We start from the raw sequence: 23,169 nt of genomic DNA on the forward strand, positions 1-23,169 counted from the left end.
ACTTATAGGGGAATTACACGTTTTACGGAATAAGTTCCTGTTCCTGTAGTATGCTAAAATATTACAGTAATGCAGTAGCAGAAGGCTACTGCTTGAGAAGCCTGCCAGCCTTGTAATATTATGATGAGGTATTTTGTGGCAGATTTGTCCAAGCTTTATCCTTTTTCGTCTATGTGTTTCGGCAGTTTTAGATGCTAGTTTTGTAAAAAAAATGATGGGAGCTTACCCAATGATCAGGTTTGTAACATAAATATCAAACAGCAGTAACTGCTGAGTAAAAAACGCTAAATCGATTTAGTTTCAGCTCAAGATCTTTTTTTTAGATATTGAAAAAGCAGGGCAGCTTGTCAATACCTCTGTGCCTATCAACTGAATTCTTCTTTAACTTCAGAAATCTTGAAAGGGAATAGCTGAAAATAAATGATTTAGCATCAAAGATTTATTAATTCAGGGGATGACTGTGAGGCCTTATAAAACTAACAATACTACAAACGAGAAGGATGCTGTAACATGCTCAAGCAAAAATCAATTGAGAATAAGATTCGTGTTGGAATCATTAGTGAGAATCCCTCTAAAGGCTGGTCTTCTATCGCACATATTCCAGCGCTGATATCACTACCTGAATATGAGATAAGAGCAATAAGTAATGAGAACGAGGAAAAGGTTGCTGCTGCTCAAAAAGAATTTAACATACCCATGGCTTTCAATGATAATCTTGAACTGATTCAGAGCCCTGAAATTGATATGGTGGTACTAGGTGAGAAAGTCCCCGGATTTCGTAAACTGGTTACGGAAGCCATCATTGCTGACAAAATTCTTTATTGCGACTGGCCATTAGGATATGGCTTTGCAGAAACAATAGAGTTGGCGAGGTTTGCTAAGGCAATGGATGTACATAATGCTATCGGACTTCAGTCACGTGCGGCACCAACTGTAAATTACATCAAAGATCTGATTAGTGAAGGATATGTCGGTAAACTGAAATCTACATCTATGGTGGGGGCGTGTTATACTGACGAGAATGAGTTAGCGCAGAATCTGGATTACATAAACAGTGAAAACTTCAGATTTCGCTTTATGTGCTTTCCGTTTGTGCATGCTGTTGATGTGTTATGCTATTGTATGGGGGAATTTAGAGAGTTGAATGCAACAGCAATAGAAAGCCTGAAGCCAGAAGATTGCTTACACACCAAGACTAGCATTTCTCTAACATCTTACGATCAGATAGCGATCTCGGGTGTTTTGGAAAATGGTGCGCTGGCTTCGGTACTCTACAGTGGAGGCGTAGCGAAGAATACTAACTTCCTTTGGGAAATTATTGGTACAGAAGGTAGTCTACACATTACTTCTCATCATGGTAACCCTGCTTTTTTTGAGCTTAGCATTCAAGGTAGTCGTGGAGAAAGTCAGGAACCGGAAGTGCTGAAAGTTCCACAGAAGTATCAGCTTGTTTCTATGGCTCCTGCATCGGGGCCAGCTTTTAATGTGGCGCATAATTATGCCATACTGGCTAAAGATTTGAAAGAGAATACTAAGCATGTGGCCTCATTCGATGATGCAGTAGTCAGGCATCGAATGATTAAAGCAATTGAAGTGTCGGCCGCTACTGGTACCCGACAAATCTATCTTAACAATTGAATAAATCCCACATAAATTCAATGCACCTTACCTGCCAATTTTGAATTGCTGATAAATGGCTAAACATTGAATTAATTTTCTTGATTTTTGATTCTTTGCAATCAGCTATCTTCCCCCTATTTGGCATACCAAAACACCAGGACTAAACGGATATGCTCCTTATAGAAACGGCAAGAAGATTTTTTAGAAGAATATTATATCACGGTTCAATAGAGAAGCAACCTTTGCAGTAGCAAATTCACATGATACTCTAAAGTTGCCAGATAATTAGTTCACTGTTAAAGCCTGTAGCAGCTGGTTAAAAATCTGCTGCGTTGGAATTTCAGTGATTGCTTGCGAACATATAGAAAGCGTCATGTGAAGCTTTCTATGTCAATCAGTTAAAGACTCTCTTCCTGATTTACAAGGCAGAAGTCCCTTCTCCATTTCATATCCATCATTCAAATATCCATGAGACAGATATTTTCAGAATCGGGAGAACTTCTATTTAGCTTAAAAAATAGCTTGTCTACGTCCTCAGATAGCCTGGAACAATATGTGGGGTATACTGTGTATTTTGTCCCGCAAGGACGGGGAATATATCATGCTGATGTTGGTGCTTTTCCTTTCGAAGGACCAGTTCTTCTATTTTCCACGCCTATGCAACAGATAAAATTTGAAACAAAAAAAGCAATTCGGTTTATAAGACTGCTGTTTCACAATGACTTTTACTGTATAGATTTTCACCAGACTGAAGTAGCCTGCAATGGCATACTTTTCAACAATGTTAATATTGACCCCTCAGTGGTAATAAATGCTGCGGAAAGAAAGGAATTCATCCAGATATTTAACAATATCAAAGAAGAACTGGAGAAGACATCTGTTTCACAGCTCGTGCTGAAGGCATATCTGCTACTGTTATTGGCTAAGGCAGGCAGCATTAAAACTCATTCTATGGCGAAGGTGCATAAACATGCAGACGAGTTGATGGAGCGATTCAGGCAACTTCTAAACGAAAACTACCTTAAACTGCACAAACCATCCGACTATGCAATGTTACTGAATACACCTTCAAACACCTTCACAAAACGTAGCCGCAAATACTTTGGTAAAACACCATCCCAGCTTATTCAGGAACGGCTGATCCAGGAAGCCAAAACCTTATTGCTCATGACCAACCAGAGCATTAAAGAGATTGGATATTCCTTAAACTTTAAGGATGAATTTTATTTCAGCCGAGTTTTTAAAAAGATCACAGGGGTATCGCCATTTGCTTTCAGGGAGCAGAAAAGCGTATCTGTTGTCGAAGATTTAACAAGTTAGTTCCGTTTTTAGCGAGGTCGTATGTCAGAAGCATTCCATTATCCTGAAAAGGAATGGTCAAGTTTTATGCTTAGCTTGGAGACCAACTTCACGTATTTTAAGACTTTGTTGATAAAAGCCAACATCACAATTTAAAATGAACATTTAAGTAGCAAACCTAGAAGTAGGTAAAAACTTCATCAAAGAAGTAATAAAGTAGGGATTTTTTTTTAATGATCTAGTTGATTGAAACCCATCAATCAGTCCACTCCTGCTGATCTCTCCGTAATAAATCGGACCAATGTATAGCAGCAGCGGGACTCTTTATTATCTTAGCAGAATGTGCTTGGCTTTATAGGTGGGACAGTAATTAAAGGCATTGAGGAGGTTGAAATAATCGAAAGAATTAAGCAGGAGATTGGTACTTGAGCATATCCAGTTAGTTAATTTGCGCAGTGCAACGGCAGTGATCATTTCATGACGGACATTCAGCGCCGGAATTATCTCTAAAGCCTTCGATAAACTTGCCTGTGGCAACAAACTCATGCTGGATTTCTAAAGACAGGGAAAATTTTGGTGCGCAACCCACAGAAAATGCGTCTGATGAGCGGTCCGCTGCTTCAGGCTACACATTTGTCTGGGAACTTTAATGTCCGAAGAGGGAATTGAGAAGCCGAAATCAAGTCTGGTTTTTTGATTTTACAGCGGCCTTAACAATGGAATGGCGTCAGCTGCAAACTAAAAGATTCTGCCGATACCCCTTTTCCGTAAAGAGTTGCTGCTTATTTCCTGCAAACTTAAGCGGCTGGGACGATGCTGAAAACAATAGCTGGAAAAGGCACTTTTATCAGGCCTTGGCACCCTATGCTATAATGTTTCATATACATGGGCACATACTAATGTTAGTGATTTTAACACCACTTAACTGTTTCCTTGTGTAGGATGGCGCATTGGATGGTCTTCAGATTTTATTTGTATAAATGCACGTATATGTTGTAACTTTTAAGGTATGGAAGAACATCTGGTCTTTTTACTTGTAAGTTTATATCATGGCATCCTCAACAAAACACCTGCACATGAAACTTTGCATTCTGCCTGGTAATTTGCCATCATCTTTGGATCAGTAGGAAAAGCCACGATTGTTGGTGAAAATTATGCGCATCTTTACACCGAAAGCTTTAATTTTTTGTATAGTCCTTTTTGCTCTAGGGCAGGGGAACGTACTGTTTGGGCAACAGCCTGGGTATAAGGATACATTAACTGTTTTCGAATATGAAAAGTTGATTAAGCATTACAGGTACTATAAGATAGATTCTGCAATATTTTTTGCTGATAAGGCAATGGCCCTTGCCCGAAGCCACAGGGATACTTTGGGAATGGCAATTATACTTGTGCAGCAGGGACTGATCAACGATAACCAAGGGAAGTTTGAAGAATCAGCAAGTAAATATGAGCGTGCACTACGATTCTTCAAAAAGATAGGAGCAGACAATGGAGTTGCTACAGCAACCATACGTATTGGCGTTGTACAACTAAGAAATGGTAAGTATGATAAAGCGATCAAATATTTTCTTGATGCTTTGAAAATCGCTGAAAAGAGCGGAAACAGGTTTGGCGTAATGGAAGCAAATTACAGTATTTCCTGGGTCTATCTCGACAAGCATGATTATGATTTGGCACTCACTTATCTAACAACAGCTGAAAAAATAAATGACAGTCTTCCTTTCTCAAGCCTAACCTTAAATATTTACAATCACTTTGGCGTTGCCTACAGGCAAAAGCAGGAATATGAGAAAGCAATACCCTATCTAGAGAAAGGGATACTATTGAGCAATCAGCCAGAATACCAGGGGTTGAATATTACCCTTATCAACAACCTGGCCTCTGTGTACGCACTAAAAGGATTGAAGAAGAAAGCCATTGCACTCCAGGAGGAAGCATTGGAGCGTTCCAGACAAATTAATAATTACCTGAGGGAACTGCAGTCACTGTATGCCCTTGCGAGAACTTATGGTACAGATGATCCTTCCAAAGCAATTTATTATTTGGAACAAGCAGTATTACTGGCTAGGGAAAAAGGTGCGCATAAGCAGGAAATCCGTTTTCTTAAAGCAATCACAGAATTCTATACATCACAAGGGAAATATAAAGAGGCTTTCAGCATGAAGCAGCGGGAACAAGCTTTAACCGATAGTTTCTTTTATCAGTCTACTGCTATTCGCATTGATTCCCTTAAATCTGCCTATGAACTTAGTAAGTCGAAGGCAAAAATCAAGGAGCTCAGCCTTATTAACAACAGAAATAGCCTGGAACTGGAGAAGTCCACAATTATAAGAAATGTAACTTTTGCAGGAGCTGGGCTGCTGCTCATTATTCTTGGGCTGCTTTATAACCGCTATCATTTTAAGCAGGAGAGCAACCTGCTTTTGCAGCACCGGCAGGAGGAGATCAATCAGAAGAACCATTTCCTGGAGCTGCTGCTCATGGAAAAGGAAAGCCTGCTCAAAGACAAGGAAGGCCTCATCAGCCACAAAGATGATCTGCTGAAAGAAAAGGAGTGGCTGCTTAGGGAGATTCACCACCGCGTGAAGAACAACCTGCAGATAGTCATGAGCCTGCTCAATTCCCAGGCAGCCTACCTGCAGGAGAGCAAGGCCCTGTCAGCGATCCAGGAAAGCCAGCAGCGGGTGCATGCCATAGCCCTGATCCACCAGAAGCTCTACCAGAGCGAAGGAATGGCGCGTATAGAAATGAGCGCCTACATCCGGGAAGTCTGTGACTATCTAAGTGACTCTTTCAATGTACAGGAGCGCATCTGTTTCCAGCTGGACATCGCCCGGCTGGAGCTGGATGTGGCCACTGCCGTACCCCTTGGCCTGATCATCAACGAAGCAATCACCAACAGCATCAAATATGCTTTTCCTGGCCCTGGAACAGGCCGGATCAGCATTGGCTTGAGGCCGCTGGAGCAGGCTGGCTACCAGCTCTGTATTGCCGATGATGGCATTGGCATCAGCAGCGATTATGACCTTAGCCAAAGCCGCTCGCTGGGCATGAGCCTGATGCGGGGGTTAAGCCGGCAGCTGGGAGGCAGTCTGCACCTTGAAAGTGCCGGAGGTGTGACCATCTGTGTCAGCTTCCAGGGAAATTCCCTCTCCGAAAGTTATGCGGATGAATCTGATAAAAATGTATGAAGGCTAAGAAAGAGTATACCCATCAGTTTTTGCGGGGAGCAGCCTATAGCTGTTCGGGAGGGGCAATCAATTCTTCTCGCTTTATTAGCGGCCGGTATTCAGCATTATCATGCCTGCGGGGGCGGGGCAAGTGTTCTGCCTGGCGTTCATGATGCGCTTGAACTTGACAGGGGTGCTGTGGTTAACCTGGAGAAGGGCAGGAGCCCTGTTATGTCGCCTTTGCGCAGCACGTAGAGTTGCTTTGGCTGCCCATTTTGTTCAAGGGTAATATCCACATGACCATCCAGGATCACAAACATATCTTTCAGAGGATCTTCCCTCCGGAAGAGAAACTCTCCCGTCATGAGCTCCACGACTCTGCCTTTTTCGAGTAACCAGCTAAGCTGCGCAACAGGCAGATGTTCAAAAACTGCCAGGCCCTGGAGCTCGGCAACAGCGGTGGTTTTCTTAGGTTAATTAAAATCAAAACTGTTCAAGGTCCTGTGAACCAGCAGACATGCCCTTCATATAAATGAGCAACCAATTCAGTAATAACGCATTCATTATATTTTCGATTTATGAATGCCGAGTTTTTCCATTCTGGATTCTAAGGTTGTAGGCTTTAAGTTTAGTAACTCAGCTGCACCGTTTTTTCCACGTATGCGTCCATTTGCCTTCCTTAGAATCGAGATAATATATTCTCTCTCGGTTTCCTGCTGCATAAGCTTTACATCGGAAAGCGTTTTAAGGGTAGCAGGTATGGTTTTAGTCATTGGCAGAGCGCCATTCACAGAAAACTTTTTTTCGAGAGACCGCCCTAATTCCAGGGGGCTATTTCTGTCGTTTATAATCACTGCCTGCTCTATTACATTTTGAAGCTCACGGATATTGCCCGGCCATTCATACTGCACCAACTCCTCCATTACTTTGTCTTTGATACCCAGGTAGGGTTTGCCCATTTTCCTGCAGAAATTCTGGGCAAAGAATTGAGCAAGGAGCGGGATGTCTTCTGTTCTTTCACGCAGGGCGGGCAGCTGAATTGGAAATACACTCAGCCGGTAATACAGATCTAGGCGGAATCTGCCTTCGGAAACCTCCTGCTCTAAATTACGGTTGGTGGCAGCAATAATGCGTACATCAGTTTTAATAGGGCCCTTCCCGCCTAGGCGTTCAATCTCTTTTTCCTGTAACACTCTCAAAAGTTTCGATTGAAGCTCCAGTGGTAATTCACCAATTTCATCCAGAAAGATGCTCCCCCCATGGGCTAATTCAAATTTCCCGATTCTTCTGTCAGCAGCACCGGTAAATGCCCCCTTTTCATGTCCAAACAGCTCCGATTCTATTAGATTAGCAGGGAGTACTGCGCAATTTACCTTTACCAGTATTTTTGAATTTCTGGGGGAAAGGTTATGTAGTGATCGTGCTATCAGCTCCTTTCCTGTGCCACTCTCTCCCAGAATGAGCACGGAAGTGTCGGTTCCGGCTACCTGGGTAACCTGGTCAAACACCTGTAAAAGGGCACTGCTGGTGCCGATTATCTTATCAAAATTAGCTCCTGTTTTTACTTCTTCCTGCAGATAATGATTTTCCCGCCGCAGTTGCTCACTAAGTCTTTCGATTTCATCAAAAGCAAGCAACCGGTCCAGGGTAATGGCTAATGGTTTCTGAAGTGACTGCAGTAGCGAAAGATGTTCCTGTAGGAAAACATGATCATTTCTGCTGTAGAAAGACAACACAAAAGAACCTTCCCGAGTCATTTGGCATGACTGTGACAGATTTGAGCTGAGATCAAAGGTTTTTGCCAGCAGTTGTTTGAATGGAATTGTGCGGCAATTGGTGGTGAAATCTTCTCCATTATATAGACCTGCATCACTATGGCTAAACTCATGGAGCATGGCTATAACTTTGTCCACTGTCAGGTTGGTCATCATGGAAATATCCGGTAGGCTGAGAACCTGGTATTCGTCAAAACCGATCCGGAAAAAACCATAGATGCGGTTAGCTTCTTTCTTGTTGAGTATGCCTGTCAGCAGGAAGTCGAAGGGAATAAAAGCTTGAAAATGCCTGGCTGACTGTAGCAGTTTCTGCTCCCAGTCGCCAGTGGCGGATAGTGTGTCGGAAAGGCTAATCTGCAGGGACTTTTGCTTTCGCATGCCCGCCTCTATACTGTGTGCATGTCGGTAAAGGGCCATTTGTAGGGTAACCAGAACATCTTTTTCCCGAAAAGGCTTAACTAAATATCCATAGGGTTGTGTGGCCTTTACTTCCTCCAGTATGCGCTGGTTTGAGTTAGCAGACAGGTACACAAATGGGATGCCTGCAGTGCTGAGCTTTTGTGACAGATCAATCCCGGTCTCTTTTCCCTGGAGGAAAATATCAAGCAAAACCATATCAGGCTGCTGGACTTGGATAAGCTGTAATGCTTCGGTTACCGATGAGGCAATACCGATGATTTTATAACCGGCCTTTTCAAGCATGATCTGCAGATCGTTAGCCACAATAAACTCATCTTCAACCAGGAGTATGTTGCGGCCTATGTCTGCCATCGTGGGAGATGCTTTAAATAAGGTTTGGGGGACTAGCATAAGATGTCGTGAGGTTGTTACCCCGATAATAGATATTGAATTTGAGAATGCCTGCTATTTCTGGAGCGAGGCTGTTACTCTGCTGCCGGCAATGGTCTCTCTTCCGGATCAAACCAGCCTTTATGTTGTTTTTCACCTCTTGGTGTTCTTCCCTAAGATGCCAATGGCAGACAAGCTTGTGAACCCAGCAAGTGAAAAAAGAAAAGTTCATAGGGGCTGATAAAGGTTTGGTTAAGTAAAAAACAGCTTCTTAGCAATCCTGGTTACGATAAACCCAGAATTGAGATTACAAGGAAGGTGCCAACAGCAAACACGATAATAACTTTCAGCAACTATCGTATAATGCTCTGTTACTGCAGAAACTAGCAGACCTAAACCTAAACATCAGACGTATGAAATGTTACTATTTCACGGATATCTCCGATGTTGTGGTAGTAAAATACGAAAAAATCGGAGTTTATCGGATTTGTTGCATCCGGATAAACAGGAAAGTTTATGATTATTTTTAGGGCATCTTCTCAGTTACCTTCAGTATGTTGAAAAAGGTGAATGAATGTATCTCCCAGGCCTGCAGTGCAGGTGTGAACTGACTTCAGAAAAGCACTGATCCTATCCGATAGCTTTAGGTTTATCTCTGATAAATACGGGCTTTTTCGGGGCTTCGGAATGACTGATTCATGATAAGTGTTTTGCCAAATCGCTCTATCAGGGTGTAATGACTTGATTTTTAGGTTGTTCCGCTCACCTGACTAACCAAAAAAAACGCATTCACAAGTGGCATTTGTATTGTGATAGCATCCAAACGTTCTAACCCTCTTGCAACATACACTTACACAATTAAGGGCTTATGGCAAACACACTATTGGCTATACAAACTTTATATACAGACTTCAATCAAGGAAATTTGTCTAAAATTCTATCATTAATTGATTGTGAAGTAATTATCCATAAGCCGGAATCATTACCCTATGGTAACCTTTATGTGGGACGTGAAGGCTTTGTAAATCTAATGTCGTCGCTGTACAAAACTTGGTCTAGCCTCCAGATGATCCCTGAGAGTATAATAGCTTCAGGTGATATCATAGTGGCAAGCGGTGAACTTATCGGCAAAGTTTCTTCTGTTACTGAAATGATTCATATGCCCTTTGTGCATGTCTGGAAGATGCCGGAGGAGCATATAACAGAGATATGGTTTTATTACTGGGATACAGCTCTGTTATTAAAATACTTCGGGAAATCCAAACAGTAAAGCACCAGTGATAAACTGGATATCTCATAGGCAACAGTTCCTGATCAGCATCTTTATCACCTGCTTTCTAAGCTCGGGAGAACTACCCTTGTAGAGGTACTCCTGCTGAAACTGCTTTTTACAATCGGTACATCAGCACCCTGTTTCTTTCATGAGATTGTGTGGTGTTGGACTCGTTGTTGTAGGCGTGATTCTCATTAGAAAATTTTAGCGCCAATAGGCTCTTCAGACAGGCAGATGTTATCTGCTTTCTTTACCGCCCCGGCAGTCTGAACAGCGACTGGAGTTCTTCTTGAAATTTAGCAGTCACTCATCAGGATCACTGTCTCAAACATTGATAAGCTTGTAAGGACTGCTGTACACATCGTAGTTTTCAGGGAATTCATTTTTTGTCTTTACTGCCTGTTATCTGATAATCTGATAGCAGGCAGTTTTTTTATGCTTAACAACTAGTTACCTCTTTCATGTGCCCAAAGCTGCAGCACCACTAACGAACAGCAGCATGTGAGCAAGGGCTGTTACAGCTTGGTTTGATTATTCACTTATTCCTTACTTTCCTGGCATGGATAAGGAAATAAGAGAAGCTCCCGTAAAGTATCTGCTAGAGCTACATGTGTGAATGCCTGTGATAAAAGTTTTATGCATGATAGACTGAAAGCCCTGCTGCAGTCAATTAATTAACCTCTATGACGCAGAGAAGCTCACTACATGGGGTTCATTGCTGGATGAATACCCCCGCTGATGCTCAAGGATGTGACAGCTTTAGTGCCATTCTGTTGTATCGCGTAGTTCCGGGAGATGATACCGAAGCGCCAGGTATCTAGTCTGTATTGATAGGTATAAGGAGGAGGCTTTATTCCCAGGGGTGCATTGAATATTTCAAACTATACCATATATTATACATGATGAGGGGCAAATTGATGGATGATATTTTTTTTGTATTCTGTAAAGTTCATACCAGAAATATTCTTAAAAAATTTACTGAAGTGACCCAGATCTTCAAAGCCTAAATCATAAGCAATTTCCTTCATGTTAGCGCCTGAATATTTCGCTTGTTTCTTGGCTTCAAGTACTATACGCTGCCTGATGTAGTGGCCGGCCGAATGACCATAGGTTTTTTTGACCAGCTCGTTTAAATAGTTAGGTGAAACGCATAGCAACTCGGCATAATCGGCAACCATTTTTTTCTCCCGGTAATGCTTCTCCAGCAGTGAAGTGAATTTCTGAACCAAGGATATCTGCCTGTTTTGAATGGAACCGGCCTCTGTAGGCGAAGATATTCTTTTGATATGTATGAGTAGGATTTTTAGATAACGCCTTAACATTTCACTCCTTAGCATATCATAATTATTATACTCCTTGGTGATCTTCTTTAATAGGTCTTCTATTTCAACGCACATATCATTTTCAGGCTGGATGATCGGACAATGGATAAACTGTTCGAAAAGACTGTTATTTTCTATATTACCAAAACCATCATCACCTTCTGTTAAAAAAGATTCTTTGAACGAGACAACAAATCCACGTGAATTCGGCGAGGCAATCAATTGACGAATCTGGCCAGGTGCTACACAAAATAAGGTATTGTTACCAATAGGGTATTCTTTCAGGTCTATGTATTTGCGCCCGGCCCCGCTGCTAAACCAGACTATTTCAAAATCTCCCATTTTCCGGGGCGCTGTGTGCTGATTTCCCAGCTTTTGTGTGAAGTATTGAAGTGTATAAATATGAAAAGGAAAATCACTGGTAGATTTGTGCTCGTGGACTGTAGTGTCAGTTAGGGTTTTCATGATCGTATAGTTTTAGGTGGATATTTTTTTGAAGGCTATCGCTGTTGATCGACAGAAGGTCAAAGTCATATTTCTCCTGTTTAGATCAACAAGCATTGACTGGTAAACCTTAATTGCAAGCCTAGCACCTCAGTAACTGTTTGTTAGGAGAGCCCTTTTGTTAAACTGCTTAAGCTGTTTGTAGTAAAACAATTGGCATGCCACGAAAAACCCCTTATGTAAAAAGATTAAAACGCTGCGTCTGGGGCAAAAGAAGCCTATTCTGCATAGCAGGGGAGGTGTTAATTGTTTATGTTCCTTTCATTAGTTCCGAAAGATTTGGAGCTTCCCCATCAAACTCCGAAATAACCGGACCTCCATCCCCCTTCATAGATGTCTTATCATTGGCCCCTGTTCTCCGGCATATTCCAGAAACTATCAATTGATCTTTATTCCTGTTTCTGCCCCAGCGTATGGATCAGTTGCTGGATTTCAATTTCTTATAGCGATGGATGAGCTAATTAGGCTGGTGCTTAATGCTAAACTTCTTTACAGAGCTACGCTAAGGGCGGGGCTACTGGACTGGCTACCGGTAAAATGTACCTAATCAACAAGATAGTATAGCGCCAGCCTGGCTTACTAACGGAAGGCTTTCCAATGGTTTTAGATATCAATTTTCCAGGAATATTGGCCAGGTGCAGCCTTTCTGCCCCTGTGTTAAATATACAATAGAATCGTGCAAACTGCCATTTCTAAAGTGAGTCGTTTAGAGGAGCTTTGTATTATTCTCAAGTTGTAAAATCAATTCTGCATGGCTTATGGGAACAACAGACGTACCAGATCAAGCAGTAACATCCAGAGCGAAATTATCGCATCTCCGGAGGCAGCTAGCAATAAGCTTTCAGTTAATGATTGTGCTGTTGCCCGGAATTAAAAGGGTCTATGAGTTGAGGGGCCTGCTTTCACGGCTGAAGTAGAGCTGTGCAGCATAGTAATATTATAAGATTGTTCATGTAAAGTCACCAAACATCTACTATCCTGCGAAATACAAAACAACCAGTGCTGGTTTAGAGGGATCGCCGAGAGGACACATCAGGAAAATAAACTCAGCACTGGCTGTTACCACACATTTACAGCTCTGCTGCTTTTCCAGGCAGTCGAATGATGTTGGATCAAGATAATGAAAAACTACAGGCAGTGCCGAAGCATGATCTTGAAGTCACACAACTGTCAGAAACCACAGTATCGAGGTATGACAGTACGACATTGATAGAAGAGATACTCAGTGAACACGACACAATAACTATTTTTTTGCTAAAAAAAGCACAGATCTACTTACCAATAGCCGTGGCGAATAAGGAACGATTGATTTTATGACAAGCCTTATGCAAGAACATGAAAAGTCCGCCTGGATCCTAAGGTCACATCCAAAGTAACGGCCAGGGAAAAAAGTGCTATTCAAAGCGAAAAGCATCCATGGTTGCAAATTTAGGATTTCCCCAATTTTGCATTATCAAATCAACAATAACAATATAAACAACAAGAAGATGAACAAGTTCACAGTAAAAGACGGAACAGAACTATACTTTAAAGATTTTGGAAAAGGGCAGCCAATTTTCTTTCACCATGGATGGCCGTTGTCATCTGATGATTGGGATGCACAAATAATGTTTTTCCTGGAAAAAGGCTTTAGGGTAATTGCGCACGACAGACGTGGGCATGGAAGGTCAACTCAAACTTATCTGGGTAACGATATGGACACCTATGCGGCAGATGTAGCTGAACTTATCGAATTTTTAGACCTTAAAAATGTCATTCATGTAGGTCACTCAACTGGCGGAGGCGAAGCCATACGATATGCAGCACAATACGGTAAAGGCCGTGTGGCTAAGGTAGTATTGATAAGTGCTGTTACACCTTACATGATAAAAGACGAAAACAACCCTGATGGCGTACCGATGGAAGTGTTTGATGATATTCGTACCAATACACTCCATAACAGGCAGCAGTTTTATCATGACCTTACCATTCCTTTCTATGGCTATAACAGAGAAAATGCCGTTGTAAAAAAAGGAATTCAGGATAATTGGTGGAGGCAGGGAATGATGGGCGGAATAAAAGCCCAGTACGACTGTATTAAAGTATTTTCAGAAACCGATTTCACGGATAACCTTAAAAGTGTTGAAGTGCCCGTGTTGATACTACATGGAGACGATGATCAGATTGTTCCTTATGCTACTACAGCGAAAAAAGCTGTTACTCTTTTGCAAAATGGAAAACTTATCATTTATCCGGGTCTATCCCATGGCATGCCTACTATAAATGCTGAAGTTATCAATGATGATATACTAAAGTTCATCAATTTTGAAGAGTAAATGCATTTCAACAACAGAGTATATAGTCTTTGGCTACCCCCATTATACAAACGAACATATAATTAATAGGGGAAAACTAATTATAATGTTCGGATAGGTACTGCAACAACTTAAACTACAGGACTAAAAATAGTGTAAGCTGTTGTTTGTGATAAATTTGTGGGAGCATGAGCAGGTAAGTTACTTTATCAACAGCAGATAAGCAGTACTTGCAGGGGGTACTAAAGAAAAGCAGGCATTCTTCCAGGAAGATAAAGCTGGCCAGCGTGCTGCTGCTTTTATCAGAAGGAGCTTCGGTAGAGGAAATAGTAGCCAGAGTAGATGTTTACTTATCTACCCTGAGAGATTCAATGTCCAGGGAGGCCATTGAGAAGTATACGTTTCCCGAAGTTCAGCCTTTTAAAAGCGGCAGCCGCCTTTAGCTTTGGGATGTAGTATAAAACTAAGATAGGTAGTAGTGTAGGCTTAGCTGAAGTTCGGCCTTTGTATGTTAAAAAATTACTACTTTAACAGAAAGAAAAAGCTGAAATCACTGCAGGGTGGCCCCGAAGCATAAATTATTTAGGCTGTTAAAGAGCACGCAACGGTACTGCTACTAAGCACCCAAATAGGATACTGACTGTAAGTGAGAGCTCCGATACAACATATCCAACAAAAGCTTGCTACTGACCAGTCACCTGTTCCAAACGCTCTAAAATAACTGAACGCAATCGCTCCTGGTGTTCATCTCCCCACTGTCCAAGGGCAGCTATGACAGGAATCAAGGATTTTCCAAATTCAGTCAGGCTGTACTCCACCCTGGGTGGAACAACCGGATAAATGACTTTTGTGATCAATTCGTGCTCCTGCAACTCATTCAACTGTATGTTCAAAACCCTTCGTGAAGCATCAGGGATTTTTCGCTGCAGCTCGCTGGGGCGTTTGTTGCCTTCGTTGATAAACCATAGTAAGCGGATTTTCCATTTGCCGTAAAGCACTTCCCCAATCAGGTCAAGGCCACAATTCAGGCTCGGTGGTATTTTTCTTTCATACATACTATAAAACTACACCAATGGTCCGAAAGGTACAATATGGGAAAAATTTGTCCCTATGCAATTCGTTTTTCCGTACTTGTAGCAACTACACATACACCTCATATTTGTACAAAACAAATTTGAGGAGCATGAAAGAGAACGTAGATTTCAATAACGAGTTATGGGGCAAAACTGCCTTAGTAACAGGTGGCACAAAAGGAGCAGGAAAAGCCATTGCCGATCGCTTACTCAATGCCGGTGCAACGGTGGTTGTAACGGCAAGAAACCCACCCGAATCGCTACATGAAAGACAGCATTTTGTTTCGGCTGATCTGAGCAAACCTGAAGGAACTCAGAAAGTAGTTGAAGAAGTGCTATCTAAATTCGGAAGCCTTGATATCCTGGTCAATAATATGGGCGGTTCCGAAACCCGGGGCGGTGGCTTTGCTGTGTTGACGGATGAAGACTGGGAAACAACTATTCAAACTAATTTGCTGGCATCTGTTCGTTTGGACAGAGAATTTTTGCCCAAAATGATCCAACAGAATAGGGGTGTTATTATTCACATCGCTTCCATTCAGGGCAGGTTGCCCTTGCATGATTCCACTTTACCCTATGCGGCTGCGAAAGCCGGGTTAATTAATTATAGTAAAGCTTTATCCAAAGAAGTTTCCCCAAAGGGCGTTCGGGTGCTTACTGTTTCACCCGGATGGATCATGACCCAATCATCCATAAGAATGATGGAGCGTATTGCGGAAAGTTCAAAAACAACTGTAGAACAAGCCACGCAAAGCGTGATGGATGCTTTGGGCGGAATACCCATAGGCAGACCTGCAAAGCCTGAAGAAATTGCCGAATTTGTCGGCTTTTTGGTTTCTCCGAGAGCCAATTATCTGACAGGAACAGAATACATTATTGACGGAGGAACCATTCCAACTATTTAATAAACTCTAAATAATTTTAATCATGAAAACAATGAACTTGCCTGAAGTGGTAGCAGATTTAGTGGAGGCACAAGCCAGCTTCGATAGTGTTGCTTTTGCCAATTGTTTTTCTGAAACAGCCGTGGTTTTTGACGAAGGTAAAACCCACAAAGGAAAAGCTGAAATTCAACAGTGGATAGACCAAGCAAACAAGAGGTTTAAAACCGTAATGGACCCCATTGAATTTACCCAAACAGACACCACCTGTGTGTTGCTGGCAGAGATTTCAGGCACTTTTGAGGGAAGTCCCCTGGTACTAAATTATAATTTTGTTTTGAGGGACGGCTTGATTCAATCGCTAAAAATTACGGGCTGAAAATTGTCAGGAACCACGATGGTTTTGCAGCAAAAAGCTTTGAATGGGAGGTGGTTTTCGGACCAAAGGATTTTTTAAAGTTGGGGAAATTTTCACTGGATGCTGTCTGCCTTTTTTAGAGACACCCCTCTTGTCTGTCCCTCTCCCATGCCTTAAAGAAGCCCACAAGCAGGTGGTGATACCCCCTTAACAGGAAGTTTGATAATTTTAGTACTTTAGTACCGGTAGTTTTTATGGGGGAAATCAGGTTGTTCAACACAATAAAGTACAATCACCATTACTCGCAGAAACGTCAACTATTTTTATCCTTGTGTATACCCTTAGCAGAAAATGCCGCTGCTTATCCACCTAACTTCATTATTCAACCTCCTGGTATTGCCATTTAGACTATCAACCTCAAACTTCACTTCAATAACCTGATTTACCTCTTTTTTATCCAGACACCTAAACAAAGAATATTCATGCCAAAAATCATTTCGCCTCAGCTTGAGTTTTCCGGATTACTTCAACAAGTGAAGCAGGTGACTCCCGAAATTTTTGATCCGCATGGTCATTATCTAAACCTGCTGGAAGGCCGTTGGCAGGAAACTGGTTCTCCCAAAGAGTTTATTTCTCCGATCGACGGATCTATCATAGGCAGTCTGCCCATGCTGAATAGAGCTACTGCACTCCGAGCTATCCAGGGCGCCCATCGCGAAGCAAAGGAATGGAGTCGCGTAGACCTGGATGAACGTAAGCGGCGTGTGCAGGAGTGCCTTGACCAACTGCGGGCACATGTAGACCTGATTGGAAAACTTTTAATGTGGGAAATCGGCAAGACATATAAGCTGGGCTTTACCGATATTGACCGCTGTATAGACGGAGTGCAGTGGTATGTGGACCATATTGAGGAACTACTTGGCAGCCGCGAACCCCTTGGAGTGGTATCGAACATTGCTTCCTGGAACTACCCTATGTCGGTTCTGATGCACGCTGTTTTAGTGCAGGTGCTTTGCGGGAATGTGGCGGTGGCTAAAACCCCTTCGGATGGTGGTTTTATCTCGCTAAGCATTGCGTTCGCAATTGCCCGCCGCAGTGGATTGCCCGTTACCCTGGTGAGCGGCTCTGGAGGAGAATTAAGTGACATACTGGTTAAGGATCAGGCAATCGCCTGTCTTTCTTTTGTAGGCGGTCGCTATAACGGGCGTAATATTGCCGATGCCCTGGCCTCTGTGCACAAGCGCTATATGCTTGAAATGGAAGGCGTAAACACCTACGGCATCTGGAATTTCTCTGACTGGAACAGCCTTGGTGAGCAACTCAAGAAAGGCTATGACTACGGCAAACAGCGCTGTACGGCCTATGTGCGCTTTGTGGTGGAGCGCCCTTTATTTCCGCAGTTCCTGGAAACCTACTGGAACTCCATTCGCAGCCTGAAAATTGGGAATCCTACTTTGGTAGACAGGCCGGAGGATAAACTGCCGGATCTGGCCTTTGGCCCGGTAATTAACCGCCGCCAGGCAGAGGATCTTGACCGTCTCTATAGTAATGCGCTGAAAACGGGCGCTACTCCTGTGTATGATGGCAAACTGGAGGATTCCTTATTCTTGCCTGATCAGGACCGTTCGGCTTACAGGGCACCACGGGCACTGGTAAACCTGCCACGGCAAAGTGAATTGTATTTTAAAGAGCCTTTCGGACCTATTGACTCTATTGTGCTTGTGGACCGGGTAGAAGAACTGGTAGGAGAAATGAATATTTCCAATGGTGCACTGGTTGCAGCTATTGCCTCCGATGATGTAAAGTGGGCGCAACGTACGGCACGGGAAGTGCGGGCCTTTAAAGTGGGTATCAATAATCTTCGCTCCCGCGGCGATCGGGAGGAAGTATTCGGAGGCCTGGGTGAATCCTGGAAGGGGGCTTTCGTAGGAGGTAAACTCCTGGTGGAAGCGGTTACTCAGGGTGCACCTTCGGAAACGGTATACGGGAATTATGAAGATGCTACTCTTTTACCGGAGAAAATTTAAGTAATTTGAGTTTTCCAGCTTTCTGAAAACACCTAAGCTCAAATTTTTAATTTTATAACTACATATAACCTGGAATGAGGGAAGGTTAAATAGGGTATTGTAGCGGAGGAATTTTTTAAGGGCTTTTTTGTGAAAGTGCCTCACAAAAAAGCCAACCTTTTTTTTGCTTTACGTTCCATCAAACAGGATCAAAAATATAGAGACTCAAACTGTTGGGCACTCAAAGGTTATTTCTAGTAGGAGGAGGCATCCACCATTCCTCTGGAAAGGTTAAGAATCCCTACCCAGGCGATGGGAATATCCTCTAACTCTTTGCTATTAGTAATGAACGGGTAGCTGCCTGCTACCAGAACTTAGCCCCCTTACCTTAGACATGCAGTTGCCCATGGGCTCTTCCCTGCAGTGCCCGTACAGCATTGCCCGGCTGTACTACGACCCTTGTGAAAAGGATTCCTTTATTTCTGCGCTAGTAGAACGCAGTCCAGGTAAAAGCAGAAGTAGCTCGTCAATGCACTACCTGCCACTTTTTCCCAGACAGTAAGAACTTTACTGTAATCTTAGAATTGCTGCGTAGCTGGAAGCTTTAAATAATTGGCAGCACTCCCTTTTTAACATCATTGAAAAAATCTTAGACGTACAGGCCCCATGCAGAAGAGAAGGGTAAAATGTACAAGACTCATCGCTATTTGTCCATTTTCTTACTAGGTAATCCGCTGCAACTTTGTGATATGAAATTAATCACAAACACAAAAGTAAAACTACATGAAACGTTCAGCAAATGCCCTTTGAACCGGTACTCTTAAGAGGGGCAAGGGTAACATTGCATCACAAAGTCAAATCGCAACAAAACTCCTTACTCAGCTGATAACATCGGTTTGGCGTTATGGGGGCTGAAACTAAAATTCTACTTTTTTTCATAATTCCAGCAACAGGTAAAGGCTGAACATTTGTGTAAAAAATCCTCCACAACTCCAATTCGAGAACCGTAAGGCGCTATAGAAAATTTTCCAGCTTATGATAAAGGCACAAAATTCTTTAACACCAAAAAGACAACAAAAATGACGAACAAAGAAATTGCACTGACAATTAATCAGGCAGTCCAAACAGCAGATGTAGAAACTGCGGCAGCACTAGTGGCCGAAAATTACATTCAACACACTCCTGTTATACCTGATGGTAGAAAAGGATTTAAAATGTTTCTGACCAAGATCAAAAACAACGAGATACCTGCTCCCAAATTAAAAACTGTGCGAGTGATTGAAGACGGGAATTTTGTTGCCCTTCATCATGAAGCACATTGGCCGAATCGAAAGGCAATGTTCGAAATTTTCAGATTCGAAGATGGATTGGCTGCTGAACATTGGAGCGCCATGATGGACCATCCAGAAAATACAGCCAGCGGCAACAGGATGTTTGATGGGGCAACAGAGATTATGGACCTGGATAAGACCGATACCAATAAGGAGATAATCAAAACCTTAATGAATGAAGTTTTCATGAAGGGAAATTTTGACAAAAGTCTTATTCTAGGGTTTTATCATCCAGAAGTTATCCAGCACAACCCCTTCATTGACAATACTGTTGATGGCTTGATAGATAGGGTTTCTCAGTTGCAAGAACAAGGTATAAAGATTCAAATAGAGCACCTTCATTGCCTACTCGCCCAGGGTAATTTTGTGCTTGCCTTTTCCGAAGGAAAATTTGGTAATGATGGAGTTAAACCAACTGCCTTCTTTGATTTGTTCCGATTGGAAAATGGCAGGATCATGGAGCATTGGGGTATCGTTCAGGAAGTCCCCGATACAATGACTCATGACAATGGTATGTTCAGGTTACCACTCTACAAGCGGCTGGGTGGTTATGATGGGATTGCCGCTTATATTGATCATGCATTTCCCCAAGTGGCGGCGCATCCTGATTTACAACATTTATTTCTTGGGCACTCCATGGCAACCAAAATGCGTCAAAGACAACTCATCATTGATAAATTATCCAGCTCATTGAAAGGCCCTACCATTTATCTCGGAAAGCCTTTGAAGGAAATTCACCAGGGATTGAATATTACGCTTCCTCAATGGGAATCTTTTATGGCAATAATAAATAAAGCAATGGACGAAAGAGGGATCAAGGGAGAGACAAAGAAAGATTTTATTGATCATTTCGAAAGCTACAGAAGTGTGACTGTCGAAGCAGAATTGGAAAGTGTCTAACAAAGCCCATCAGCCCTTTTTCGTAAAAATGAACTCGTTATAACCTCATGCGGTGGCAAAAGCCGGACTCATCAATTACAGCAAAGAGTTATCAAAAGAAGATTCATCTCAAGGTGTTCCGGTTTTATCTGTCTCATCCGGCTGGATCATGACAGACTCATTCTCAAGCATGATGGAACGAATATCTGAAAGCTCAAACATTTCTGCTGAAGAAGCGACACAAAGCGTCATGGAAGCACTGGGAGGCATACCTGTGGGAGGAGAAGACCTGCACAACCTGAAGAAATTGCTGAATTGGTCGGCTTTTTAGTGTCGTTGAGAGCCGAGTATTTGACAGTAACCGAATTTGCCATTGACGGCGGAACCATTCCTACAATTTTTTATCATTAAAATAAAAGCAAAATGAAATTATTCGAACCTTATCAGTCAAAAACGTTAGAACTAGCTAACAGAATTGTTATGGCACCGATGACCAGAAGTCGTGCAGATAATGATGCATTGGCAGCAACTAAACTTCATGCAACCTATTACAGCCAAAGAGCTTCGGCAGGATTAATTATCACAGAAGGAACAACCATAAGCCCACGGGCAACAGGATATATCTATGTGCCAGGCATTTATTCAAAGCCCCAAATAAATGGGTGGAAACTGACAACAGATGCTGTACACGAAAAAGGAGGGAAGATTTTTGCCCAGCTTTGGCACGTAGGCCGTATTTCTCACCCCGATTTAATTAATGGGGAACTACCTTTGGCTCCTTCGGCTATCAATCCTCAATTTTATGCCTATACACATCAGGGTAAAGAGGATACCGTAACTCCTAAAGCAATGACACTGGAAGATATTCATCAAACCATCACAGACTATCAGCAAGCAGCTGTTAATGCAATGGATGCAGGGTTTGATGGTGTTGAAGTACACGCTGCAAATGGATATTTAATCAACCAGTTTTTTGCAAAATGTGCCAATATCCGAACCGATCAATATGGTGGATCGATTGAAAACAGAAGTAGGTTTCTGTTTGAAATATTAGAAAAGGTAGGCGAAAGTATAAGTTTAAATAAAGTAGGTGTAAGGATTTCCCCAACACTTACCAACACATTCGGAATAACAACTGACGACGAAACGGTGGCATTGTATGAATACATCTGCACTAAGTTAAACGAATACGATCTTGCCTATCTGCACATTTCGGGCTTCTCCTATGATACGCTTGACCCGCAAACCTATATTTTGAATACCGCAAAACACTATAGGAATTTTTACAAGGGTAATTATATCATCAATGGGGGTTTTGAAGCCCGTTCTGCGAATGAGGCTATCGAAACAGGTAGTGCAGATTTAGTGTCGTTTGGTAAACCTTTTATTAGCAACCCCGATCTTGTAGAACGTTTCAAATTAAATGCTCCGTTAAACGAATTGGATGCTGCTACAATTTACACAAGGGGAGAAAAAGGTTATACCGATTATCCAGTTCTGGAATTAATACAATGAGTTTCATTTGTCAGACCAAAACGCCTTGTTTAAGGCCTGATTTAATTTTACTGAAAGCTTTCGGTCTTCAGGAACACTGAAAGCTTTCAGTCTTCCTGATAAAGCCCCATCTGGTAAAGTCTCATCTAAACTCCTACCTACCCAACGAATTGAATCTTTTGAAAAGGGCTGAACTACCTCAATATATTAGTAACAGGGCCTCGTCCATAACAATCCAGCAAAGTAAAAGCATTTGACTTAGCACCAGGGTAAAATGTACAAGACTCATCGCTATTTGTCCATTTTCCTGCCCTGTAATTCACTGCAACTTTGTGATATCAAATTAATCACAAACACAAAATTAAAACTACATGAAACGTTCAGCGAATGCCGTATGGACAGGCACCTTAAAGAAAGGAAACGGCAACATTACCACCCAAAGTCAAATCCTCAACAAAGCTCCATACTCTTTTGTGACGAGGTTCGAGAACCAAACGGGAACAAACCCTGAAGAACTAATGGCAGCGGCGCATGCTGGATGCTTTACCATGCAAATCAGTGCTGACCTCACCAGAGCTGGATTTATTCCTGATGAACTCAGCACGGAAGCAGTTATCACCCTCATAGATGGGGTTATTTCCAAATCAACGCTCAAGCTTCAGGCAAAAGTACCAGGTATATCGCAGGATCAGTTCTTCAGGATTGCTCACCAGTCTAAAGAGAATTGTCCGGTAAGCAAAGTATATAATCTTGAGATCACGCTGGAGGCTCATCTTCACTCATTCAACTGAGCACATATCACATCATTCCTTATTTTTTAACTAACAAGAAAATGAAAACAGCAATTTTAACAACTGCATTTTTGATGATCCTGCTTCAGAGTTACACGGTTTTTTCCCAGGGGAAAAGAAAACCAGCCTCAGCCGGAAGACAAGAGTATGTTGAAGTAGAGAAAAATGTTCGTCTACATGTTGTCGATCTGGGCGAAGGACAGCCGATTGTATTGATTCACGGATGGCCTTTGAATAATGCCATGTACGAGTACCAGTATCAATACCTGGTAGAAAAAGGCTTCAGGGTGATTGGCATTTCGCTGCG

The 23,169-nt window shown here is 42.3% G+C and carries 19 protein-coding genes; 15 read left to right on the forward strand and 4 right to left on the reverse strand.

The window, feature by feature from the left end:
- Window positions 1-510: 510 nt before the first annotated feature.
- The 3 genes from KWJ01_RS02690 (at window position 511) to KWJ01_RS02700 (ending at window position 6,113) form a co-directional block, all read left to right on the forward strand.
- A complete protein-coding gene (locus tag KWJ01_RS02690) occupies window positions 511-1,638 on the forward strand; it encodes a Gfo/Idh/MocA family protein (protein ID WP_224994799.1) in 1,128 nt (375 codons plus the stop codon).
- A 450-nt stretch (window positions 1,639-2,088) separates the two neighbouring features.
- Window positions 2,089-2,940, forward strand: coding sequence for an AraC family transcriptional regulator (locus KWJ01_RS02695; protein ID WP_224994800.1), 852 nt, complete (start codon window positions 2,089-2,091; stop codon window positions 2,938-2,940).
- Window positions 2,941-4,259: 1,319 nt separating this feature from the next.
- Window positions 4,260-6,113 (forward strand): tetratricopeptide repeat protein, encoded by a 1,854-nt coding sequence (locus tag KWJ01_RS02700; RefSeq protein WP_224994802.1) that lies wholly within the window; start codon window positions 4,260-4,262, stop codon window positions 6,111-6,113.
- Window positions 6,114-6,259: 146 nt separating this feature from the next.
- Here KWJ01_RS02700 and KWJ01_RS02705 read toward each other — a convergent pair whose 3' ends face one another.
- Both KWJ01_RS02705 and KWJ01_RS02710 read right to left on the reverse strand, forming a co-directional pair.
- The gene (locus KWJ01_RS02705) at window positions 6,260-6,457 is read right to left on the reverse strand and encodes a cyclic nucleotide-binding domain-containing protein (RefSeq protein ID WP_224994820.1); all 198 of its coding nucleotides are present in this window, start codon (window positions 6,455-6,457) and stop codon (window positions 6,260-6,262) included.
- 198 nt (window positions 6,458-6,655) lie between these two features.
- Window positions 6,656-8,638 (reverse strand): sigma 54-interacting transcriptional regulator, encoded by a 1,983-nt coding sequence (locus tag KWJ01_RS02710; protein ID WP_224994803.1) that lies wholly within the window; start codon window positions 8,636-8,638, stop codon window positions 6,656-6,658.
- On the opposite strand from KWJ01_RS02710, the gene KWJ01_RS02715 reads away from it, so the two are divergent.
- Window positions 8,628-8,897 (forward strand): hypothetical protein, encoded by a 270-nt coding sequence (locus tag KWJ01_RS02715; RefSeq protein WP_224994804.1) that lies wholly within the window; start codon window positions 8,628-8,630, stop codon window positions 8,895-8,897. The two genes, KWJ01_RS02710 and KWJ01_RS02715, sit on opposite strands and share 11 nt — an antisense overlap.
- A gap of 627 nt (window positions 8,898-9,524) precedes the next feature.
- Window positions 9,525-9,926, forward strand: coding sequence for a nuclear transport factor 2 family protein (locus KWJ01_RS02720; RefSeq protein WP_224994806.1), 402 nt, complete (start codon window positions 9,525-9,527; stop codon window positions 9,924-9,926).
- An 896-nt stretch (window positions 9,927-10,822) separates the two neighbouring features.
- Here KWJ01_RS02720 and KWJ01_RS02725 read toward each other — a convergent pair.
- Window positions 10,823-11,716 (reverse strand): helix-turn-helix domain-containing protein, encoded by an 894-nt coding sequence (locus tag KWJ01_RS02725; protein ID WP_224994808.1) that lies wholly within the window; start codon window positions 11,714-11,716, stop codon window positions 10,823-10,825.
- Between the two features lie 1,526 nt (window positions 11,717-13,242).
- Between KWJ01_RS02725 and KWJ01_RS02730 the strand changes: the two genes are divergently transcribed.
- Together KWJ01_RS02730 and KWJ01_RS02735 are read left to right on the forward strand one after the other, a co-directional pair.
- Window positions 13,243-14,070, forward strand: a complete 828-nt coding sequence (locus KWJ01_RS02730; RefSeq protein WP_224994809.1) for an alpha/beta fold hydrolase — start codon at window positions 13,243-13,245, stop codon at window positions 14,068-14,070.
- 209 nt (window positions 14,071-14,279) lie between these two features.
- Window positions 14,280-14,492, forward strand: a complete 213-nt coding sequence (locus tag KWJ01_RS02735; RefSeq protein WP_224994810.1) for a hypothetical protein — start codon at window positions 14,280-14,282, stop codon at window positions 14,490-14,492.
- 240 nt (window positions 14,493-14,732) lie between these two features.
- On the opposite strand, the gene KWJ01_RS02740 is transcribed toward KWJ01_RS02735, so the two are convergent.
- Window positions 14,733-15,104, reverse strand: a complete 372-nt coding sequence (locus KWJ01_RS02740) for a helix-turn-helix domain-containing protein (protein WP_224994811.1) — start codon at window positions 15,102-15,104, stop codon at window positions 14,733-14,735.
- A 128-nt stretch (window positions 15,105-15,232) separates the two neighbouring features.
- Here KWJ01_RS02740 and KWJ01_RS02745 point away from each other — a divergent pair, with 128 nt between their 5' ends.
- The 8 genes from KWJ01_RS02745 to KWJ01_RS02780 form a co-directional block, all read left to right on the forward strand.
- Window positions 15,233-16,027 carry an SDR family oxidoreductase gene (locus tag KWJ01_RS02745; protein ID WP_224994812.1) on the forward strand — a complete coding sequence of 265 codons (795 nt, stop codon included), beginning with the start codon at window positions 15,233-15,235 and terminating at the stop codon, window positions 16,025-16,027.
- Between the two features lie 22 nt (window positions 16,028-16,049).
- Window positions 16,050-16,382 carry a nuclear transport factor 2 family protein gene (locus KWJ01_RS02750; protein WP_224994813.1) on the forward strand — a complete coding sequence of 111 codons (333 nt, stop codon included), beginning with the start codon at window positions 16,050-16,052 and terminating at the stop codon, window positions 16,380-16,382.
- Window positions 16,383-16,843: 461 nt separating this feature from the next.
- A complete protein-coding gene (locus tag KWJ01_RS02755) occupies window positions 16,844-18,388 on the forward strand; it encodes an aldehyde dehydrogenase family protein (protein WP_224994814.1) in 1,545 nt (514 codons plus the stop codon).
- 1,058 nt (window positions 18,389-19,446) lie between these two features.
- Window positions 19,447-20,598, forward strand: a complete 1,152-nt coding sequence (locus KWJ01_RS02760) for a nuclear transport factor 2 family protein (RefSeq protein ID WP_224994815.1) — start codon at window positions 19,447-19,449, stop codon at window positions 20,596-20,598.
- 52 nt (window positions 20,599-20,650) lie between these two features.
- Window positions 20,651-20,908 carry a hypothetical protein gene (locus tag KWJ01_RS02765; RefSeq protein WP_370634641.1) on the forward strand — a complete coding sequence of 86 codons (258 nt, stop codon included), beginning with the start codon at window positions 20,651-20,653 and terminating at the stop codon, window positions 20,906-20,908.
- A 92-nt stretch (window positions 20,909-21,000) separates the two neighbouring features.
- The gene (locus tag KWJ01_RS02770) at window positions 21,001-22,092 is read left to right on the forward strand and encodes an alkene reductase (protein ID WP_224994816.1); all 1,092 of its coding nucleotides are present in this window, start codon (window positions 21,001-21,003) and stop codon (window positions 22,090-22,092) included.
- A gap of 350 nt (window positions 22,093-22,442) precedes the next feature.
- Window positions 22,443-22,862 (forward strand): OsmC family protein, encoded by a 420-nt coding sequence (locus tag KWJ01_RS02775; protein ID WP_224994817.1) that lies wholly within the window; start codon window positions 22,443-22,445, stop codon window positions 22,860-22,862.
- 41 nt (window positions 22,863-22,903) lie between these two features.
- Window positions 22,904-23,169 (forward strand): alpha/beta fold hydrolase (locus tag KWJ01_RS02780; protein WP_224994818.1); only part of this gene is annotated, 266 nt, incomplete at its 3' end.

The sequence above is a fragment of the Cesiribacter sp. SM1 genome (assembly GCF_020178975.1).
Classification (GTDB): Bacteria; Bacteroidota; Bacteroidia; order Cytophagales; family Cyclobacteriaceae; genus Cesiribacter.